Genomic DNA, 19,363 nt, shown 5'->3' with positions numbered 1-19,363 from the left:
CTTGCGCGACCCGCTGGTGATCATGATCTCGGTGCCGATGGCGATTGTCGGCGCGCTGATCCCGCTGTTCTTCGGCGTGGCGACGATGAACATCTACACGCAGGTCGGCCTGCTCACCCTGGTCGGCCTGATCACCAAGCACGGCATCCTGATGGTGGAGTTCGCCAATGAGCTCCAGGTCAGCGAGCGGCTCGACCGCCGCTCGGCCATCGAGATGTCGGCGCGCATTCGCCTGCGCCCGATCCTGATGACCACGGCCGCGATGGTGACGGGTCTGATCCCGCTCCTGACCGCGACCGGCGCGGGCGCGGCCAGCCGCTTCTCGATCGGCCTCGTGGTCGTCGCGGGCATGTCGATCGGCACGCTGTTCACGCTGTTCGTGCTGCCGGCGGTCTACGTGGTGCTGGCGACCGACCATCGCGCGGCGGCCGATTCAGAGCGGAACAAGCAGGTCAACGATCTCGATCTTGGCTCCAAGGCCTTGCGGCCGACCTGAGGCGGGTTCAATCGAAGCCGAAAAGCGGCAATGGCAATCGCTGTTGCCGCTTTTTTGTTATGCCGTGCTAGTCTCCCGCCGGGTGTCGTTGTGCCCCGGCACGGACATCATGATGAGGCGCCGCGAATTCCTGGGCGGGCTCGGTTCTGTCACGCTGCGGCGGCCGTTTGCGGCAGCAGCGCAGGCGGGCAAGGTCTATCGGCTCGCGACAGTGACGCCGAACGCCCCGGCCACCGAAACCAGCCCGGCGGGCCAAATCCTGATCAAGGTGTTGGGCCAGCGCGGTTTCGTCCTCGGTCAAAACCTGACCTTCGAGCCGCGCGGGGCGATGAGCGATGTCGCAAAGCTTCCCGGGCTGGTTGCCGAACTGAAGACGCACCACGCTGATACCATCGTGATCATCGGCTAGCCGACCGCAATGGCTGCCAAAGCGGCGGGCATTCCCACCGTGACGGCCAGCGGCCGCTTCCGTCCTTGAACGGGGAAGCGTGGTTGGGCGTACATTGCTCGATGGCAAGACGGTCCACGTCCCGGATGTGCAGGCCGACCCCGAATTTGCGCCCTCGTCCGCGCGAAGGCGTTCTAACCCACGTACGATGCTTGGGGTGCCTCTGCTCCGAGAGGGGCTTACCGATTGGGGTGTTCGTCCTGCCGATCAGGAAGTCGGCAGTGAGATACCGATAGCGAAACCGCCTGGAATAATTTGGCCAGCACGGTGCCGCGCTTGAGGCCGAATAGACGCCCATCAGGATGCCGAAAACCATTGCAAATACGGTCGCCCAGATCGCAAGTTCCAGTGTTGCAGGCATACGCTCCATAAATAGCGTCGAGACCGGCTGGCGGAACTGATAGGAGACGCCGAACTTGAACTGCGCGGCATTGCCGAAATAGCGCATGGACTGCACTGGAACGGGGTCATCGAGACCGAGCGATTTGCGCACGGCTTCGCGTTCGGCCGCCGACGTATCGATCGAGACGATCTGGTTGACGGGGTCGCCGGCGAAGCGGAACGTCGAGAACGCGATGATGCCGACGGCGAACATGACGCCGATGGCCTGAACGGCGCGGCGAAGAGTGAAAGCGAGCATTCCTTCCACCTTCCTGGGTGTGTGTCTGGCTGACGTCTTTGTCAGCCGGAAAAGGAAAGGTCCCGGAAGCCTGACGCTGCCGGGACCCTGGGTTCAACTGGCGCTATTCCTGCTTGGTCGCCCAGTGGAACATGACGAGGTTGTCCGCGTGCTGCGGCAGGTTGACCTTTTTCGATACGCCCCAGGCCAGCGCCTGCTGGTGCAGGGGCATGTAGGCCCAGTCCTTGATGGTGATCTCATACGCCTGCTTGATCAGTTGATTGCGTTTGGCGGTGTCGGTTTCGACCAGCACAGTCGAACTCCTTGCAATGGCCACCAAGATTGGCCTCGCCACGCGAGGATTTCGCATCGTCACGGCACCCCATGTGTCATTCAGCACATTGTGGGAATCCATCGTGCTCGGCGTCCAGCCCAGCATGAAGAACGAGGTCTGGTAGCCACCTTGCTTCAGCACCTTGGCGAAGTACTGCGCCTTGGGCTGTGCCAGCAGATTGATTTTGACGCCGATGCGGGCAAGCATGCCGACCACGGCCTGGCAGATCGCGGCATCGTTGACATAGCGATCGTTCGGACAATCCATGGTGACCTCGAAGCCGTCGGGGTAGCCGGCCTCGGTCAGGAGCTTCTTGGCGCCGTCCAGATCGAATTTCGGCGGCGTAAAATCCTTGGACCGTGCGAACAGCTCCGGCGCGATCATCAACGCGGACGGCGTCGACAACCCTCGCATCACGCGCGTTGATCAGCTCGACGTCGAGCGCCTTGTAGAAGGCTTCGCGGACCTTAACGTCCTTAAAGGGATTCCTGCCCTTGATGTTGGAGTAGAGCAGCTCGTCGCGGGTCTGATCGAAGCCGATGAAGATGGTGCGCAGCTCCGGGGCCTTCAGCACCTGGGCATTTGGGCTGGAATCGACGCGGGAGATGTCCTGGATCGGCACCGGGTCGATGACGTCGACCTCGCCCGAGAGAGCAACGCGGCGACACGGGTCGCGTCGGAGGCGATCGGGGTGAAGATGATCTCCTTCAGGTTACCTTCCATCTTGCCCCAGTAATTGGGGTTGGCCTTGAACACCTTCTTCACGCCGGGCTGATGTTCGATGATGAACGGACCGGTACCATTCTCGTGTAGCGAGGCGTAGCTCGGCGAGGTCGCCGCCACCGGCGTCGGCTCGACGGCCTTGTTCTCCTCCGCCCATTATTTGTTGTCCAGAATGTACCAGACATCCCATGCCGAATTCAGGATGGGATTGGGCGAGGGTAGGATGAAATCGACAGTGTACGCCGCATCGAGGTGGCGCGGAAACCGCACACTTCCCGGCCGTGAAGGAGCTTGCGAGCTTCGACTTCGAGGCGCAGCCGTCGATCGACCCAAAGCAGATCCGTGACCTGGCCGCGTCACGATAGATCACCGACGGCGAGAACGTACTGCTGCTCGGGCCGCGCGGCGTCGGTAAGACGCACCTGTCCATTGCACTCGGGCGAGAGGCAATCCTGGTCGGGTATACGGTGCAGGTCACCACGGTGACGACGCTGGTCGCTGGCCTCGCCAAGGCGCACTGCGAGCGACGCCTGGACGAGAAACTGCTCGCGTTGTCGAAGCCAAAGCTGCTGATCGTCGTCGAACTCGGTTACCTGCCGCTGGAGCCCGAGGCGGCGCATCTGTTCTTCCAGCTAGTTAGGTTAGCCGCCGCTACGAAACCGGCGCCATGCTGATCACGTCGAACCGCAGCGTTGCCGAATGGGGCACCCTGTTCGTCGATCCCGTGGTCGCCACCGCCATCCTCGACCGGCTCTTGCACCACAGCCACGTGCCGAACATCCGCGGCGACAGCTACCGGCTCCGCGCCAAGCGAAAGAGCGCCCGCTGACGGCCCTCCGGTCGGCTCCGCCTCCCTCCGCCCGTCACCGGCGGAGCCAACCTTCAATCGACATCATGAACGCGAGGGTGGGGGCAGTTCTGCATGACGCAAAGGGGGCAGTTCCGAATGGCGTTTGACAGGCGCGCCGCATCGACACAGTCCCAACGAGCGCTGAATTCACCGATCCGGCCCGTCATATTCCGCCCAACAATCGGTCGTCTCGTACACCCTCACGCTCGAGAGTTGCACAAGGCGCGGTTTCGCGTGCTGCCAGATCCAGATGGCGATATTTTCCACCGTCTGATTTTCCCAGTCCCGGGACTTCATTCATGGTGATCGAGTCTTTAGAAAGAAGGCCGAACGCTTCTTCCATGTTGAAGAAATCCATTACGAACCCGGTGCGCGGATCGACGGGCCCGTTCAGCACGATCTCGACGCGATAGGAATGACCGTGCGTCCGATGACACGATGTGTCTGCGGGACGTTTGGAAATCGGTGCGCTGCCTCGAACTTAAATACCTGAGATATCTTCATCTGATGCCGGGACGTGGGATTGCACGCTGATTCGACATTTCCGATGAGCGAGGCATTACGCGACGGCTTGCCGCATGGGGTCGACGGCGTCAGGGCCGTCTCGTGGGCCGAAGCAGAAATCGTCCGAGCTCCCTCTCATCGAACCGCCGGCATAGCTTCCGGCTGCGGCTACACGAATTTTGAGTTCGTGTCCGCGGGTGATGGCCAGCGCGGCGCGATTTGCTGACGCAAATCCAATTACCACGCCGGCCGGGACCAGCAGCCTGCCGTGGATCGTCGCCGAACCACAACTGTGGTTCTGAGCACGTTCCTTCCGTGTGCCATGCAGACGATGGAGCGTCTACTACAAGATCCGGTAGATGCCAAAGCCAACTTGTCGCCCTAGGGTCCGGCGCGTTCCCCGCCGATCATCATCGAGGAAAAGAAATGAACGCAACCCATGAGAAGTCAACAAAGGGCAGAACGGCACACTATGACTGGCAGAACCTGGGTGGCTACCCACGAACACCTCAATCAGGATCCTCGTTGTTCTGACTTAAGAGCCGCAGAAGGCTACGATTGGCGAGAGGCATATGCCTAGGGGAAAATCGACCAACGCAAAAATCAGCTTGTGAAACGTCAAATGGATCCACGCGATCACGGCGATCGATGGGCGCAGATAAACTTATGTACCACTGTGCAAGAGCAGCTCCGGCGAGGGTTGCGCTGAGTACGCAATCAGCGAATTTGGAAAAGCTCGCGACACGTTCATCCATGAATGAGCCGGATACAGAATTCGCGCTCGAGAGCGAGCGAAATTTGATGCCACAGAAGAAACAGCACATCGATCTATCGGACCCGAATCTCTCAAGCCTTATCCTGCGGCTCGCCATTCCATCTGTTGTTGGGTTATCGATCCATGCGTTACAGCAGGTCGTCAATGCGATCTTTGTTGGCGCACTTGGCGCGCAGGCGATCGCAGCTGTGAGCATGACCTTGCCGATCATGGTCCTGCTCGCGGCAGCCGGACAGGGGATCGGTGTTGGAACGGCGTCCTTCATATCTCGTCATCTGGGCGCTCGTGAGTACCTAGAGGCGAGTCGAGGCGCAAGTACAGCTCTCGCGCTCACCGCTCCGACTGGTATCATAGTTACCGTCGCTCTGCTTCCAAGTCTGCCAGCGATATTCGCAACCTTCGGAGCGACTCCAACCATCATGCCCGTGGCACTCGACTACGCGGGAACGCTTTTGTTCGGGAACACCCTGATGCTTCTAAACATCGTCAGCGGATTCATTGTCAGAGCCGAAGGCGATACGCGATTCAGCATGTGGGCAATGCTTACCGGGTTTCTACTGAACGCTGTGCTTGACCCCGTCTTCATATTCTTGTTTGACCTTGGTGTGCGTGGCGCAGCCCTCGCCACGCTGGTATCGCAGATCGCTGCTATCGGACTCTATATCGCGTATTTTACGAAGCTTGGCGGGACAGTTCTCGTCAGGATATCTCATATATCATTGCGAGCAGATCGCATCAGACAGCTCGTGTCGGTGGGCGCGCCAGCGACAATGACGAGTATCTTATCGGCACTTGCGGTTATGCTCTTGTACGGAGCTGCTGCACCGTTCGGCGATGATTCCATCGCCGCAGTTGGAATAGCTGTGCGAATCTTGATGGTCGGCGCACTGCCTATCACCGGGTTCTGCATAGGCGCTCAAGCTGTCCTGGGTTTCGCTTGGGGCGCACGCGACTATGTTCGTATTCTGAAGGCTGCGAAGTTCATGCTCTTCGTGACGGTCGCATTCTCCATCGCGTATTCTGCGGCCGTTGTGGTTTTTGCAAGGCCTTTGGTGACCCTATTTAGCGATAACGAGAATGTCGCGGAAATAGCCGTCTCGTCCTGCATCGTGTTTCATCTCTTCTTTGGACTGTTTGGGGTTCAGAGTTTCGTGACGGCACTGCTCCAGGCGTTTGGGAGAGCACGCCTCAGTGCAACTGTGGCCCTGGCGAGGCAGGGCTATCTCTTCATACCGGCCGTACTGTTATTCCCGGTGGTTGCGGGTTTCGATGGACTGTTAGCTAGCCAAGCAATCGCTGAGCTGGGCGCCGGAATGATCGCTCTGTTCGTCATGTTCCACCAGTTCGGTGAGCTCAGACGAGCGCTCCAGCACCGTGGTTCAAAAGCGATCGGGATAGCGGGTTGGCCTTAGAACGGATGTCATCGAGCCCAGAGCATTGGGCGCAAGCCTCCTGACAAGCTCGCGGCAAGATGCGCTGCCAGTGGGCACGGATTTTGCGGGCTCGCGGGCGTGCGATCGGCACGGTCCTTTCCATCGGTGCTCCTCGCACTCGCGGATCGCACCGGCTCGCCTAGCGGACGGATCGGGCAGTTCGGCGAGCGATAGCCGATGTGCTCCCGCTCGCCAGGCGGGGTGCCTTTTTGCGAGCTCGGTTGGCGGGACGGCAAGGGTTCTACGCGCGAAAGGCTCGGCTTTAGCAGAGTGGGTGGTTTCTGCGCTTATGCAGGTTTGTCTCTTAACCCGGGTCTTTGGAGCTGACTTGAATGCCGCCGCTATGGGTCGACACTTCGCAGGATGCTCTTGAATTTTCGCCTGCCACGATTCGCTGTTGGGCCGTCGTGGCCGCCTCGGTCAATCTCGCTTTCATCGCATTGGTCATATTTTTGGCGTGACCGCGAGACGCAATCTTGCTGATTGGATTAGTTGTCTCGCCCACATCTGAAACGCGCAACACGCACTAGGGAGCTCGGTGCTCTGAAGCACAAGCAGTCCGATGTTTCATATCCAGCCTCATGAGCTATCGTGACTATCTACACTGGGCCAGTGTTTGAGATGGCCGTAAGGCAATTCGAACTGATCGCGAATTATCTGGGGATACCAGACGAGGTCAGACCCGCCTGCCGATGCCCGAAGCGATCTGTCACGGTGTCGTGCCCAATTCACCGTGATGACGGCACAACGGCGGTTTTTGAAGGCTCTCGGGTGCAGCACCTTACACTTGGCCCTACTAAAGGGGCACCAGATTCGGGCCAACCGTCGACCTTGGCGAAGTTGCAGCGCTTGCGATCTGGATGAGCTGGAAGTGTGCCCTGGTCGGATTGCCATATGGCGGCGCCAAGGGCGGAATTAACGTCGACCCTTCTAGCTTGTCGAACCGTGAGCTTCAGACTCTGTCGCGCCGGTATGTGCGTATATGCTGGAAATGATCCCGTTTCCCGAAGACCATCGCACTGCGATTGGTAATGATGACGGGACCAACGCAAACCTCGTGCCGAAGAGAGTTCGAGGCTCTGCAGGCACTCCGTAAGGTGTGTAGCGTCAAGTTGCTGACATTTGCTCGAGACTGACGCTATCGTCCGACAGGACGTTGCGCTTCGAACAGTTGTCCCATCGCCCCTCAATACGCGGAACGCGCGTTAATGTAGGGCATTCAACTCCGCATCGTTCAGCGCGGTGATCGAGGAAGCGCTGCTCGGCGTCATCTGTCCCGGGGCGATCGCCGCTACAATCGCGGCCGCCAAGATCAGGTGCGTGATGCTCTCCGCCGACGTCATCCAGCCGTGCGCCAACTGGTGCTGATCGCCAGCGACGATCTCATTGCTGGCCTCCTCAATCGCAATGGCCTCAACACCGGCAACGGCAATCGCGTACCCGCGAGCGCGCCACATCAATGCGCTCAAACAACCACATCCCGGTGTTTAAGCCCGCCGATGGCGGAGTAGTGTGGTCGCCGCCGGGCCGTGTCCCCGTTGGTCTGCTTCACCGGCAGATCGACATTGTACTCGTGGGGCCAGCAAAGCGCCTGTCGCGCGCCGCCCAGTTTCTCGACCTTGTCGAACACATCTTGATCGCTTCCTGGACACGCCGATCCGGGTCTTTCACATAGCGGTCGCCGGCCTTCATGAAGCCGACGGGCGCTGCCACAACCAACTCGCCCGCGGCGCGCCTTCTATTAGCGTGCCGAGAGCGAGGGCTGGCGCAACAGATCCGGTTCGTACTCGTTGAGGCTGCCCTTGAGCCCGAGCAGCAGGCGGTCGTTTCCATGCGTCGATGCGTAGATGGTCTCGGTATCAACCACGCGGCACATCTCGATGAGTTGCTGCCAATCCCGACTGAAGATCGTCATCGAGCGCGTGCAGGATTGCGAGCGAAGCGCGAGACCTCGAGGGCGCAAACCGCACCAACTTACCAAGGAAAACTGCGCTCAGGAGAGGCCCTTGCGGCACCCGCTGAGCTGTGCGTCATAGACGGAACGCTGCCATTGTAGCTCAGCGCTCGCTTGCAGGCAGCAGACCGATCAGCGCTTTAGCCTCGGACTTCAGAACTACAATCGCAGCCTTCCGAGCATCTGCATCAAAGCGCGTCCGAATGGCGGAGACCGAGAGGGCGCCGCGCAATTGGCCATGAACGTCGATCACAGGCACAGCTGCGGCCGCGACCTCAGGATCCCGCTCGCCGATCGAGACGTAGGAGCCACGATCTCTGACCTTCTTTCCATCGGCTGATGCAGAATCGCGGTAGGCGGTAAGAACACGGCCGGCAGCGCCGCGGTCAATCGGCAATCGCTGACCCTCTTCGAGGTGATGCCGGACCGAACGCGGAGAATTGACGCGATAAAGGCAGATGCGCTCGTCGCCGTCCGCGATGTAGAAGGATGCGGTCTCTCCGGTTGCCTCGACCAGACGATGGAGCGAGGGTCTGATCAGGTCACCGAGGTCGAGCCCGCGCTGATAGAGCGCCCCAAGGCGCCATAGCTCCGGTCCGGGTCGAAATAGCCGGTCCGTACCCCGCACCAGGAAGCCATCCGCCTCCAGAGATGCGGCAAGGCGAAGGACTGTGCTCTTGTACAGGTCAGTCGCATCCGCAATCTCCGTCAGCGTCATCGCGGCGCGCTCCGGGTCGAACGCCTTAAGGATTGCCAGTGCCCGCGCGACCGCATCAACCCCTGTTCTTACCATCGATACCTCTGGTTCTGCTGTGCAGAACCAATAGTCAGAATGACGCCAGGAGTCCACCCAGTTAGCGCGAGGGCGCATTCTGCACATCAGAATACGATTGACTCCTCGTGAGAACGCGAGCTACTCGGTTCCAGGTGCCAGAACAAGTTCTATGGAGCGAAACAATGGGGCGGCCGGGACTTGCCGTGGACTTGCACGAAGTCATGATTCGCTTTGGCGACTTCACGGCCGTCAAAAGCATGAACCTCCAGGTGGCCGAGACTGAATTCGTTGCAGTGGTGGGGCCGACCGGCTGCGGAAAATCCACCATTCTCAACACTGTCACCGGACTGCTGAAGCCCGCCGCCGGCGACGTTCGCATTTTCGGCAATTCTCTTACGGGCCTGAACGGTCAGTCCGGCTACATGCTTCAACAGGAAGGGCTGCTGCCCTGGAAGACCGCCCAGGACAATGTCGGCCTCGGGCTCGTCTTTCAGGGCAGCTCGATCCCGAAAGCGCGCGAGCGGGCACGGCCCTGGCTCGCCAAGGTCGGGTTGAAGGGATTCGAGAAGCGCTATCCGCATCAATTGTCCGGCGGCCAGCGCAAGCGCGTTGCGATGGCACAAACGCTGATCATGGAGCCCAAAATCGTTCTCATGGACGAGCCGTTCTCCGCGCTGGACGTTCACACACGCCGACTCATGCACCGCATCCTGCTCGACCTCTGGCAGGCGGACCGGCGCTCGCTCATCTTCATCACCCATGATCTCGATGAGGCGATCACGCTAGCGGACCGCGTCGTTGTGATGTCTGCCGGTCCCGCCAGCCGCATGGTTGCCGACGTCAGGATCACGCTGCCTCGTCCGCGCGATGTTTCTGCGCTGCAGACCACCGACGAATTCGTCGCGCTCTATCGTGAAATCTGGTCGCTGCTCGGCGCCGAAGTGGAGAAAAGCTATGTCACGCAGGGGTAGGGTCGCTCTCACGCAGTTCGCCATCCTCCTTGGCCTGATCCTGATCTGGGAATTGGGCGTGTGGGCCGGACTGATCGATCCCTTCTTCTTTCCGGCACCGTCGACACTTGTCGTAAGGATCGGGGAGTGGATGTCGATGGCGGACTTTTGGACCGATATTGGCATAACATTGCTGGAGACGGTCCTGTCGTTCCTGGCTGGCATCGGGATCGGCACAGCACTTGGTATCTGGCTGGGCTTAAGCCCGTTTGCTGCCGAAGTCGTTCAGCCCTTTATCAAGATGTTCAATGCAATCCCGCGGATCTTGCTTGGACCCATTTTCGTCATCTGGTTCGGATTGGGCCTCACCTCCAAGGTTGCGCTCGGCGTCACGCTGGTTCTATTCGTCGCATTCTTCAACACCTTCCAGGGCGTCCGCGAGGTCAATCCGGTCGTGCTGGCGAATGCCCGCCTGCTACGTGCATCGAAGTCCTCCCTGCTACGGCACGTCTACCTGCCGTCCGCCACGACGTGGATTTTGTCGAGCCTGCGGGTGTCAGTCGGCATGGCCGTGATGGGAGCCGTGGTCGCCGAATATCTCGGCTCGTCCGCAGGATTGGGGCACTTAATTGCGCAGGCCGAAGGCGTCCTCGATGCGACCGGAGTGTTCGCAGGAATTGTCGTTCTCGCCGCCTTCGTCGTTGTCCTCGATGCCATCGTCGACTGCGCGGAAAAGCGGCTCCTGGTCTGGCGGCCGGCGCCTGCGCACGAAAGCTGATCGTACGCTCTCCCATCAATCATGGAGGTTCGCATGCACGTTTCCATAAGACCGGTCGTGGCGCTGGCCGCATTCTCGGTCATTTTGGCGCATGCCACCGAGCCCGAGAAAACAAAATTGAAGATCGCCGTGGGGTCACAGATCCTCAACTATATGCCTGTCGAAGTTGGAGTGAAGCTTGGCTCCTTTAAGGAAGAAGGCCTTGACGTTACCGTCGAGAACTTCCAGGCCGGTGGCTCAAAGGCTCTGCAGGCCCTGATCGGCGGCTCCGTCGACGGGACTATCGGCTTTTACGATCACACCATTCAGATGCAGGCGCAGGGTAAACAAATTTCCTGCGTGTTCCTGCTGAACGACATTCCCGGCGTCCTGCTCGGTGTCCGCAACGACCTCGCCGACAAGGTCAGAACCGCCGCCGACCTGAAGGGTCTCAGGCTCGGGATCACGGCGCCGGGGTCATCGACGGAGACTATGGCGCGTTACTACATCAAGAGATCAGGATTGGGTCCACGCGATGTCAACATCATTGCCGTCGGCAGCGGCGCACCGGGCATGGTGGCGCTTGAGGCCATGAACGTCGATGCCTTGGTCTATTTCGATCCCATCGCGACGCTTCTCGCGCGCAAGAAGAGCGCGACAGCGCTGTTCGATGCGCGCACGATCGAAGGCTCAAAGCAGGCCTTCGGCGGATCCTATCCGACCGCGTGTCTCTACCTTCAGCAGTCCTTCATCGATAAAAATCCCGAAACGGTCCAGCGCCTGGTCAACGCCTTGCTCAAAACTCACCGCTGGATCAACGCAACCCCGACGGAGCAGCTCGTCGATACGATTCCTCCTGGTTACAAGACTGACAATCGCGAGGTGAATATCGAAATCATGAACGCATCGAAAGCGCTGTTCTCGCCGACCGGGCAGATGGACATTGAGGCGGCCAAGGTCCCGCTGGCTGTCCTGAGCGACTCTGATCCAAAAATCGCTGCCGCAAAGATCGACTTGAACAAAACCTTCACCAATCGCTTCGCGGAACGCGCCGCTCAACAACTGAAATAGCTGCTCGCAGACCAAGCCCTCACCATCGGATCACCTAAGGAAGGCTTCTTCAGATGTCTCTGCCGCTCACCGGCATCCGCGTCCTGGACCTGTCGAACGTGTTGGCCGGTCCGTTCTGCGGTTATCATCTCGCGCGTCTTGGCGCGGAGGTCATCAAAGTCGAAAATCCGAACGGCGGCGACCTCGCGCGGCGCCTCGGCGCCGATCCGCAAAGGGCAGAGCGCCTGCAGGGCCTCTCTTTTGTCGCGGTGAACGCCGGCAAGCAATCCGTGGCGCTGGACTTGAAGTCGGAATCGGGCCGCGAGGTATTCTTGCGGCTCGTCAAGGAAGCAGATGTGGTGCTCGAAAACTTCCGGCCGAAGGTGATGGAACGGCTTAGCCTAGGCTTTGATGTGCTCAGCAGGCAGAACCCGCGTCTGGTGTACTGCGCGATCTCCGGCTTTGGGCAGAGCGGGCCGTGGTCCGCCCGTCCTGCCTATGACCAGATCGTTCAGGGTCTGTCTGGTGCCATGAGCGTCACTGGCGATATGGCCTCGGCTCCCCTGCGCACGGGCTTTCCGATCTCCGACACGATTGCGGGACTGACTGCTGCCTTTGCCATCGCCGCGGCTCTGGTCGACCAGCGGTATAGCGGCCGCGGTCGGTTCATTGACGTGTCCCTGCTCGAAGCCACCGTCGCAGCGATGGGATGGGTCGTCTCCAACCACCTGAACGCTGGTGTCGAGCCGCAACCCATCGGCAACGAGAACTTCACCGCGGCTCCCTCCGGCACGTTCCGCACCGCAACAGGCCCGCTGAACATTTCCGCCAACGAGCAGAAGCAGTACCAAGCCCTATGCGACCTGATTGGCCGACCGGACCTGAAGACGGATCCACGCTTTGCTGGGCGCGAGATGCGCAAGGTCAATCGCGCAGCGCTGAACACGGAGTTGAACAAGGCGTTGGGTTGCAAGCCCGCTGACGAATGGGAGGCCCAAATGAATCTGGCTGGAGTCCCCGCAGGCTGCGTGCTGACGGTCTCGCAAGTTTTGCAGCAGCCACAGCTCCTCGAGCGCGGATTCGTCGAGACTTTGGCCCCAGAACAAGACGGTGCGCAGCCGTTACGAATCACGCGGCCGGGCTTCCGGCTGGATGAGGAGTTTTCGGTGCCTTCACCACCTGCGAGGCTCGGAGCAGACACCGAGCGATGGTTGCAGCGGCTCGGCTATTCGTATGCGGAGGTCGAGCAACTGGTCTCAAGCCGGGCCGTCGGGACACCAAAGCAAGGAGGGGCTGATTTCCGGCCCGTCTGCGTGGCCGCGGACGGACCAATATCATGATATTCGACGGCTTGCGGCGGTTGGCAATCGGCAGGTTGAAGGGGCGGAACCGGAAATGAGCGAAGAAGAATTGCGACAGCAAGCGGCCCGTTGGTGGCGAACCTCCATCTGCGACATCGCGCCCGGTCGCATCGCCTATCGGGGTTATCCAATCGAAGATTTGATCGGCCGGATTTCCTTTCCCGCCATGATCTGGCTGATGTTGCGCGGCGATCTGCCGACGCCAGCGCAGGAGCGGCTGCTGCAAGCTGCGCTGGTCGCGTCCGTTGACCATGGTCCGCACGCGCCCTCCATCGCAATTGCGCAAATGGCGGTGAGCTGCGGGCTGCCCCTGAACGGTGCGATGGCCTCGGCGATCAATACACTCGATGACGTGCACGGCGGAGCAGGGGAGCAGGCGGTCGAACTCTACGAAGATGTGCTGCGGAGGCGCGATGGCCTAGAGATCGGCGAGGCCGCGGCCGCCGCAATCGACCATTTCACCGCAAGGCGCGGCAAATATCTGCCCGGCTTCGGCCACCGGTTTCATCCGGTCGACCCGCGCGCGGCACCGCTATTGGCGCTGGTGGAAGACGCAGGTGCTGAGGGCAGTGTCAGCGGCGACTATGCCAAGGCCGCCCGCGCGATCGAGCGCGTAATGCAGCAGCGCAAGGGCAAACTCATCCCAGTGAACATTGATGGCGCGACCGCGGTCATTTATGGCGAGCTCGGCTTCGCGCCTCCGCTGGCGCGCGGCGTCTTCTGCCTGTCGCGCGCGGTCGGAATCCTGGCCCACGCCTGGGAACAGACCAGGCGCAAGGATCGTAACAAGGGGCCGATGCCCAAGCAGTTTGGCTACAAATATGAGGGACAGCCGCGCCGCACGCTGGGAGGCGCGTCATGATGTATCTCGACAAGCCGCCTCAGCTGGTTGAAACCCGCGTGTTCTCGTCGATGCCGGCGGAATTTCGTCGCCCTGGTGTTTCCTCGAAATGGGCGGATGCCAACCGCGGGGGCCATCCGGTGGATTGTTTCATCGAGGGGCCGTCGTTCGACAAGGCCGGGAATCTCTACGTCGTCGATATCCCGCGGCCGCATTTTTCCGGATTTCGCCCGGCGGCATCTGGTCTCTGATAATCGAATATGACGGCTGGCCGAATGGTCTGAAGATCGCACCTGATGGCCGGGAGCTGGTGGCCGATTAAATGAACGGCCCCATGGAGCTCGATCCCGCAGCGGGATACTATCAGCCCGCTTCTGGGGCACCGCAATTCCGAGCCCTTCAGAGGCTGCAACGACCTGCATATCGCGACCAGCGGCGACATCTATTTCACCGATCAGGGGCAAACTGGATTGCGCGATCCGACCGGCCGGGTGTTCCGACTGTGTTCTGACGGCCGGCTCGATTGCCTGATTTCGAACGGGTCAAGCCCGAACGGGCTGGTGCTCAGTCCCGACGAGGCCGTGTTGCGTTGCAATGACGCGCGACAACAGCATCTGGCGCGTGCCGCTGATGCGTGACGGTGGGGTTGGGAAGGTGGGACGGTTCAGCCTGTTCTTCGGGAACAGCGATCCTGACGGGCTGACGATGGATCAAAAAGGGCGGCTCTTGGTCGCGCACGCCTCCCTCGGCCACGTCTTCGTCATGGCGCCGAACGGCGAAACGATCGCCCGCATCAAGTCCTGCGCTGGCGCGACCTGCACGAACCTCCTATTGGAGGCGGCAAACGGCACATTGCTCATTACGGAATCCTCTACCGGATCAGTGTTGATGGCTGATCTCGCTCACTTTCCTTGAACGTTCGCCAGCAGGAGTGACAAGGTGGTACCGAATCCTTTTACGCGACGGTCCACCGATTGAAGATGCAGGAAGGAGCCCGGTAGATGATTGGCTTGCCAGTTGCCGAGGCATTGTACTTGGCGACGAATGGATCGCATTTGTGTGCGGTGATCCGAAACCGGCGTCAGTAAGTCGCATTGTGTGGGAAGCACGAAAGAACGACTCGGCCATCGTTTGTAAGGCTGGGGTCGGGCTTCGCCCCCCAACGGGTCGCCGCCGACCTGGCTCCGCGCCTTTTAGCCGGGCAGGTTTCGGCTCGCGGGTCCACGAGCCTTGAGAAGACCATGGTATCGCTTCGCACCATGAAGAACGATTTGATCGCTGATACCCGCCAAGAAGGTCGAAGAGGTAATCCGCTCGCAGTAGGAGTAAGCACCGCATCAGCGTCGAGGTTCTCGATCATCCTCGGCCGCGACGCACTGTCATAGCCTCTTGCGCGCGCGCAATCCTCCAACCCGATATCCCCTCTCCTCGTAGAAACGACGTACCCGTTGTAAAGCTGGATAGCCATCCGGGAGCAACGCAACCTCAATCATCTGCCAGCCTCGGCGCTTCGCCTCCGAATGTACCGCCTCGAGCAGATGCCGACCGTGGTCAGAGCTTCGGAAGTCGCGAGAAATCCATAGCTCCTGAAGCACACCGTACGCTCCGGCTGCTCTCACGGCCTGTACGGCCGAGGTGGCAGCGACCCCTACAATCTGCCGGGTGGCTTGTTCCTCGACGACAAAAATGAAGCCTCTTCGGAATCCTGAATCAGGCGCAAAGCAGCCTGCTTCGCGCCTTCAAGGCTGAACTCTGGTCCGGGGCCACCTAATTCAGAAAGTAGCTTTCCGACGGCTTCTGCGATCGCGTTCTCATCTCCTGGCACGCCTTTGCGCAAAGCCGTGCCCCGTGGGGCAGGCCTTGCGCTTCAGCGCCAACACGAACACCCGTTAGTTAGATGAGGATATCCATGCTTCAGAAGGATACAGAAAACGCAACTGAGAGCAACTATCAAGCTCGACAGGGAATAGGACGTCCGCACTCGCTATCAGCAACAGAGGTGAGGTAAGTGCAAGCTGTTGCCGTTCTCAGAATCGACTGCGGCTTGACCTGCTGCGAACTCATGATGGACTTCCTTCGATTGGAAAGGAAATCCACGAGACGGCACATTCGCGCGTGGGCAGGCCGGCCATGAAGATCAAACATTTCGTAAGAGTGATTTCCGATCATCACTCACGAGCGACTCGATTCAGTAGATCTTGCGGCATGGTAATTGCCGTGCCATAGGGCGCATCAGCTCCGCGCGTCCGAAGGTGAGATTCCCCACACTCGTGTGCGTCACTCGTACAAGGTTGCGCGAGGCGGGAGAGGTATCATACGCGTGCGCCCGACAAAATCGTCTGAACAACATCGCGAAAGATTTTGCACGCTAATGCACTATCTTAAGCTTACCTCGAAGAATCGAAAGATAATGGCAAGCACAGCTTGTTTACCTTCCCTCCTCGTTTAAGGGACCGTCACGGAACGGGAGTGGTTGCAATGGAGCATGGGCAGGCCGAACTAGTCGGAGGAAAACCTGTAATCTTCGGACAGCGTAAGGTGCGGCCGCGAGCGTGCGTGGCCGTCGGCAAGCGGCATCTGCGCGCCTTTCTTCGGGATGTGCTGGAGGATATCGGGTTTGTTATCAGCGAATGCGGGACTGCTGACGAGCTGTCGCACGTACTCGGCACCGACTTCCCTGATCTGATCTGCTCGGCATTGGCTCGGATCGCATCGAGCCTGGACGATTGCTCGAGATACTCGTACGCGAAGGATTTGCAGGCGGAGTGCTGGCGTTCGGCGCCCGCGAGTCGATCATCATGACGGCAGTGCAGCAGGTCGGGGGCGAATATGGACTTGATATGCTGCCGCCGCTGAGGACGCCGTTTGCAGCCGAGACGCTGCGCGATCGGGTCGCCATGCTCTTGCCCAGAGAGCCGGCGCCCCGTCCCGCGGTCCATGTCGGGGAAGCCTTACACGCTGGGTGGCTTGAGCTCTGGTATGAGCCGAAGTTTGACGCGTGTACCCTCAGCCGCCGCGGCGCCGAGGCGCTTGTGCGAATGCGGCACCCGACCTGGGGCGTTGTTCCACCGGCCTATTTCATCGCGGAGGCTCACGATCCGCATTTCAGGGAGTTGTCGCAGTTCGTGATCGACCGCGCGATCAAAGATTGGCAGTATCTTCTGGAGCAGCAAACTTCGATCGATCTCTCCATCAATCTCCCGGCAGCATTCCTGATTGACCCGCAAGCGGTACGCGATCTCTGTCAGCGCATGCCCTCGCACCCCGCTTTCGGCGGCTTGACGATTGAAATCGATAGCGAGGAAGCGATCCAGAACCTAGATCTCCTGATCGAGGTCGCACGTGAGGTTCGCTTTCACAACATTGGCCTTGCAATCGACAATGTCGGCGCCAATTGGCCGCAGCTGATGGGGATGGAAAAATTCCCGTTCATGAAATTAAAAGTGGACCGGCAGTACGTCGCCGGTTGCGGAAATGGACCCCCGAAGCGAACGGTGTGCCGCCATATCGTCGATCTAGCCAAAGAGTACAGCGTGCGCACCGTCGCCGCAGGTGTGGAGAGCCACGCCGACCTGATCGCTGTGACCGAACTCGGATTCGACCTTGCGCAGGGCCATCTGTTTGGAAAGGCCATGCCGCTGAAGCAATTTGCACAGTCATCTTTCAGCCTTGTTCCACTTCGTCCAAAATAGTTGCATGAGGAGTGGCTGAGCAGAGCCAGGCAAAGCGTACCAGCGCTCGCCCGCGCCGCCATGCCTACTCGGCACCAGGCATGCGGCTGACTGCAATTAAATCGGTCACTTTGCAAAGCCAGTAACGCTTCTCCCGGCGGAACTTCATTTCCCTCCGAAGCGATGCCGAAAGTTATTGTAGCACAAACCCTTTTTATCAGGCCTCCAGCGAGTCAATCCGCGGAGTTAACGTTGCAGCCGTGAGCGAGGCTTGCACAAAACCTCCAGTCAGGGCGTGTGACCGGAGGTTTGCCGAGATCCGGGGTAGACGTGCGTCGGCTCGCGGCTTTTAGTCGCGCCGCCGGTTTCGGAATCGTCGAGCGTCGCTTGGCCCCGCGCTGCCATGCAAGACAAACGACGGAAGCGCCCAGCGGTCGAGTCGCGACTGACTCTCGGAGTAGGGCCTGAGGGCTCGCATAGCTTGAAATTGAAGTGGCCCGTTGCTGTCGCAGATGCAACATCGTCTCAGACCCGGGACAGCACCCCTGGGCAAATTGCCCATCATTGAGCGCGTCTGTCCTTGGCACGGCATTTGAAAGGGATCGCCAATGGCATCGCTCGCCTAAGGAGTCGGAAGGCATGGCTTACAAGATCGTCGCTTCGCAATGCACCGTTTGTGGGGCATGTGAGTTCGAGTGTCCCAACGCGGCGATCAGCCTCAAGCGCGACAATTACGTTATCGATGCCAAAAAGTGTACGGAGTGCGAGGGCCATTCCGACACGCCGCAATGCGCGGTGGTCTGTCCGGTGCCTGACACCTGTGTCCCGTCTAAGACAGCATAAGCAGCCCGCGTCCAGAAGGCTTCACCGCTCGATTTTGCGAACGAAGTAATAGATGTCGCGCTTGAGAAGGCCGCCGACCGCGTGGGGCGCATCGAGGTCGATCAACATCGTTATGAGTTTAAGGCGCTGATCGACTCCGAGAAACCATCGAAGGGCTCTGTCAGAGAACACCGTCAAATTTGTCTCGAATAAGGACAAAGCCGCCTCGATGCTCCAGTCGCCGCGTTGGGGCTTATCGTCGCTGGCTGACGAGACGAGGCGAGGTGGACGGGCGTCGACATCCCAAGATCGACTTGCAGGATATCTAAAGCTACGTCACGGCCGAAGCCGAAGAGACGGTCTCCACGCGCGACGAGATCGGTCCGGAGATCTTGAAGACATACGAGAAGCTCGGCATCCGCGCACCATGCACGAGTGCATGGAGCCTAGGGTCATAGCAGATCCCCGCCGCCCGCGCTCTCGCCGCTTACTCCAGTTTCGCAAGTCAGCGTGCATCCTGAGGTCCGGAACTGTTCCTGCGATGTCGCGCATGCCAACGTCCAGGCTGCACTACTCGCCAGCGGCGACGGAAACAACGAAGGCGCGCCAAAGTCGCTCAGCACGTAAGTGCTTGGCGCACCGAGGAGATCATCTTGACAACGCCACGGAGGCGATCGAGCTCGCGGCTCGTCGCGGGGTCCGCCGAACACAGGCAGTCCGACCTGATCATCCGTGCGATCCTGGAGCAATCCCGGCCTTGGCAATTCCTAAGGAGCCTCATGGCGCTGTGTTCAAGCGGATGTCGGCCGAGCATGATCGCAACTTCCTCACGGGCGAGTTCGAGAAGCTGCTGACGGAAAAGAGCAGGCTTGTCGCGATCACGCAGATGTCGAAGCGCCCAGCGCATTCGTTCTGCTCGCGTTAGCTCACGACTACGCCAAGAGGGCGTTGAGCGCCGCATGAAGCGGAGGCTTCACAGATCCACGCGTTTTTACCAGGC

General features: G+C 60.0%; 18 protein-coding genes and 6 pseudogenes. 16 read left to right on the top strand and 8 right to left on the bottom strand.

Features of this window, described 5'->3' with window-relative positions; translation table 11 throughout:
* Together IVA98_RS08235 and IVA98_RS08230 are read left to right on the top strand one after the other, a co-directional pair.
* A partial coding sequence (locus IVA98_RS08235; protein ID WP_247354630.1) for an efflux RND transporter permease subunit occupies positions 1-496 on the top strand: 496 nt, incomplete at its 5' end.
* 112 nt (positions 497-608) lie between these two features.
* Complete coding sequence (locus IVA98_RS08230; RefSeq protein WP_247354629.1) at positions 609-905, top strand: hypothetical protein; 297 nt, start codon at positions 609-611, stop codon at positions 903-905.
* Positions 906-1,157: 252 nt separating this feature from the next.
* Here IVA98_RS08230 and IVA98_RS08220 read toward each other — a convergent pair.
* Positions 1,158-1,584, bottom strand: a pseudogene (locus tag IVA98_RS08220) (ABC transporter permease); the annotation flags it as partial.
* 103 nt (positions 1,585-1,687) lie between these two features.
* Positions 1,688-2,860 (bottom strand): annotated as a pseudogene (locus IVA98_RS08215) (ABC transporter substrate-binding protein); the annotation flags it as partial.
* Between the two features lie 125 nt (positions 2,861-2,985).
* On the opposite strand from IVA98_RS08215, the gene IVA98_RS37080 reads away from it, so the two are divergent.
* Together IVA98_RS37080 and IVA98_RS37075 are read left to right on the top strand one after the other, a co-directional pair.
* Positions 2,986-3,294 carry an ATP-binding protein gene (locus IVA98_RS37080; RefSeq protein ID WP_346657692.1) on the top strand — a complete coding sequence of 103 codons (309 nt, stop codon included), beginning with the start codon at positions 2,986-2,988 and terminating at the stop codon, positions 3,292-3,294.
* Positions 3,288-3,449, top strand: coding sequence for an ATP-binding protein (locus IVA98_RS37075; protein WP_276577963.1), 162 nt, complete (start codon positions 3,288-3,290; stop codon positions 3,447-3,449). Before IVA98_RS37080 ends, IVA98_RS37075 begins: the two co-directional genes overlap by 7 nt.
* A 168-nt stretch (positions 3,450-3,617) precedes the next feature.
* Here IVA98_RS37075 and IVA98_RS08205 read toward each other — a convergent pair.
* Positions 3,618-3,974 (bottom strand): annotated as a pseudogene (locus tag IVA98_RS08205) (6-pyruvoyl trahydropterin synthase family protein).
* Between the two features lie 753 nt (positions 3,975-4,727).
* On the opposite strand from IVA98_RS08205, the gene IVA98_RS08200 reads away from it, so the two are divergent.
* A complete protein-coding gene (locus tag IVA98_RS08200) occupies positions 4,728-6,161 on the top strand; it encodes an MATE family efflux transporter (RefSeq protein WP_247354632.1) in 1,434 nt (477 codons plus the stop codon).
* A gap of 612 nt (positions 6,162-6,773) precedes the next feature.
* Positions 6,774-7,242: pseudogene (locus tag IVA98_RS08195) on the top strand (Glu/Leu/Phe/Val dehydrogenase dimerization domain-containing protein); the annotation flags it as partial.
* A gap of 145 nt (positions 7,243-7,387) precedes the next feature.
* On the opposite strand, the gene IVA98_RS08190 reads toward IVA98_RS08195, so the two are convergent.
* From IVA98_RS08190 to IVA98_RS08175, 4 genes are all read right to left on the bottom strand, one after another.
* The gene (locus IVA98_RS08190; RefSeq protein ID WP_247297403.1) at positions 7,388-7,651 is read right to left on the bottom strand and encodes a hypothetical protein; all 264 of its coding nucleotides are present in this window, start codon (positions 7,649-7,651) and stop codon (positions 7,388-7,390) included.
* Complete coding sequence (locus IVA98_RS08185; RefSeq protein ID WP_247354628.1) at positions 7,648-7,812, bottom strand: hypothetical protein; 165 nt, start codon at positions 7,810-7,812, stop codon at positions 7,648-7,650. The genes IVA98_RS08190 and IVA98_RS08185 overlap by 4 nt, the downstream gene beginning before the upstream one ends.
* A 111-nt stretch (positions 7,813-7,923) precedes the next feature.
* A complete protein-coding gene (locus IVA98_RS08180) occupies positions 7,924-8,097 on the bottom strand; it encodes a recombinase family protein (protein WP_247297407.1) in 174 nt (57 codons plus the stop codon).
* A gap of 142 nt (positions 8,098-8,239) precedes the next feature.
* The gene (locus IVA98_RS08175) at positions 8,240-8,929 is read right to left on the bottom strand and encodes an IclR family transcriptional regulator (protein WP_247297409.1); all 690 of its coding nucleotides are present in this window, start codon (positions 8,927-8,929) and stop codon (positions 8,240-8,242) included.
* 164 nt (positions 8,930-9,093) lie between these two features.
* Between IVA98_RS08175 and IVA98_RS08170 the strand changes: the two genes are divergently transcribed.
* The 7 genes and pseudogenes from IVA98_RS08170 to IVA98_RS37495 all read left to right on the top strand — a co-directional run bounded on the left by IVA98_RS08170 (position 9,094) and on the right by IVA98_RS37495 (position 14,785).
* A complete protein-coding gene (locus IVA98_RS08170) occupies positions 9,094-9,882 on the top strand; it encodes an ABC transporter ATP-binding protein (protein ID WP_247354627.1) in 789 nt (262 codons plus the stop codon).
* The gene (locus IVA98_RS08165; protein WP_247336973.1) at positions 9,866-10,639 is read left to right on the top strand and encodes an ABC transporter permease; all 774 of its coding nucleotides are present in this window, start codon (positions 9,866-9,868) and stop codon (positions 10,637-10,639) included. Before IVA98_RS08170 ends, IVA98_RS08165 begins: the two co-directional genes overlap by 17 nt.
* A 33-nt stretch (positions 10,640-10,672) precedes the next feature.
* Positions 10,673-11,689, top strand: a complete 1,017-nt coding sequence (locus IVA98_RS08160) for an ABC transporter substrate-binding protein (protein ID WP_247354626.1) — start codon at positions 10,673-10,675, stop codon at positions 11,687-11,689.
* A gap of 53 nt (positions 11,690-11,742) precedes the next feature.
* On the top strand, positions 11,743-13,008 hold the full coding sequence (locus IVA98_RS08155; RefSeq protein WP_247336968.1) for a CaiB/BaiF CoA transferase family protein: 1,266 nt from the start codon (positions 11,743-11,745) through the stop codon (positions 13,006-13,008).
* Between the two features lie 55 nt (positions 13,009-13,063).
* The gene (locus IVA98_RS08150) at positions 13,064-13,891 is read left to right on the top strand and encodes a citryl-CoA lyase (RefSeq protein ID WP_247336981.1); all 828 of its coding nucleotides are present in this window, start codon (positions 13,064-13,066) and stop codon (positions 13,889-13,891) included.
* Positions 13,891-14,121 carry a hypothetical protein gene (locus tag IVA98_RS37500; protein WP_524536353.1) on the top strand — a complete coding sequence of 77 codons (231 nt, stop codon included), beginning with the start codon at positions 13,891-13,893 and terminating at the stop codon, positions 14,119-14,121. The genes IVA98_RS08150 and IVA98_RS37500 overlap by 1 nt, the downstream gene beginning before the upstream one ends.
* 93 nt (positions 14,122-14,214) lie before the next feature.
* Positions 14,215-14,785 (top strand): annotated as a pseudogene (locus IVA98_RS37495) (SMP-30/gluconolactonase/LRE family protein).
* 464 nt (positions 14,786-15,249) lie between these two features.
* Here the strand turns inward: IVA98_RS37495 and IVA98_RS08140 are convergent.
* Positions 15,250-15,525, bottom strand: a complete 276-nt coding sequence (locus IVA98_RS08140; protein ID WP_247354631.1) for a GNAT family N-acetyltransferase — start codon at positions 15,523-15,525, stop codon at positions 15,250-15,252.
* A gap of 823 nt (positions 15,526-16,348) precedes the next feature.
* Here IVA98_RS08140 and IVA98_RS08135 point away from each other — a divergent pair.
* From IVA98_RS08135 to IVA98_RS08125, 3 genes and pseudogenes are all read left to right on the top strand, one after another.
* Positions 16,349-17,562: pseudogene (locus IVA98_RS08135) on the top strand (EAL domain-containing protein).
* A gap of 618 nt (positions 17,563-18,180) precedes the next feature.
* The gene (locus tag IVA98_RS08130) at positions 18,181-18,384 is read left to right on the top strand and encodes a 4Fe-4S binding protein (protein ID WP_247354625.1); all 204 of its coding nucleotides are present in this window, start codon (positions 18,181-18,183) and stop codon (positions 18,382-18,384) included.
* 736 nt (positions 18,385-19,120) lie between these two features.
* Positions 19,121-19,288 carry a hypothetical protein gene (locus IVA98_RS08125; RefSeq protein WP_247354624.1) on the top strand — a complete coding sequence of 56 codons (168 nt, stop codon included), beginning with the start codon at positions 19,121-19,123 and terminating at the stop codon, positions 19,286-19,288.
* Positions 19,289-19,363 lie beyond the last annotated feature (75 nt).

This window comes from Bradyrhizobium sp. 160 (assembly GCF_023073735.1).
Taxonomy (GTDB): domain Bacteria; phylum Pseudomonadota; class Alphaproteobacteria; order Rhizobiales; family Xanthobacteraceae; genus Bradyrhizobium.
This window is presented reverse-complemented; position numbering and strand designations above follow the sequence as displayed.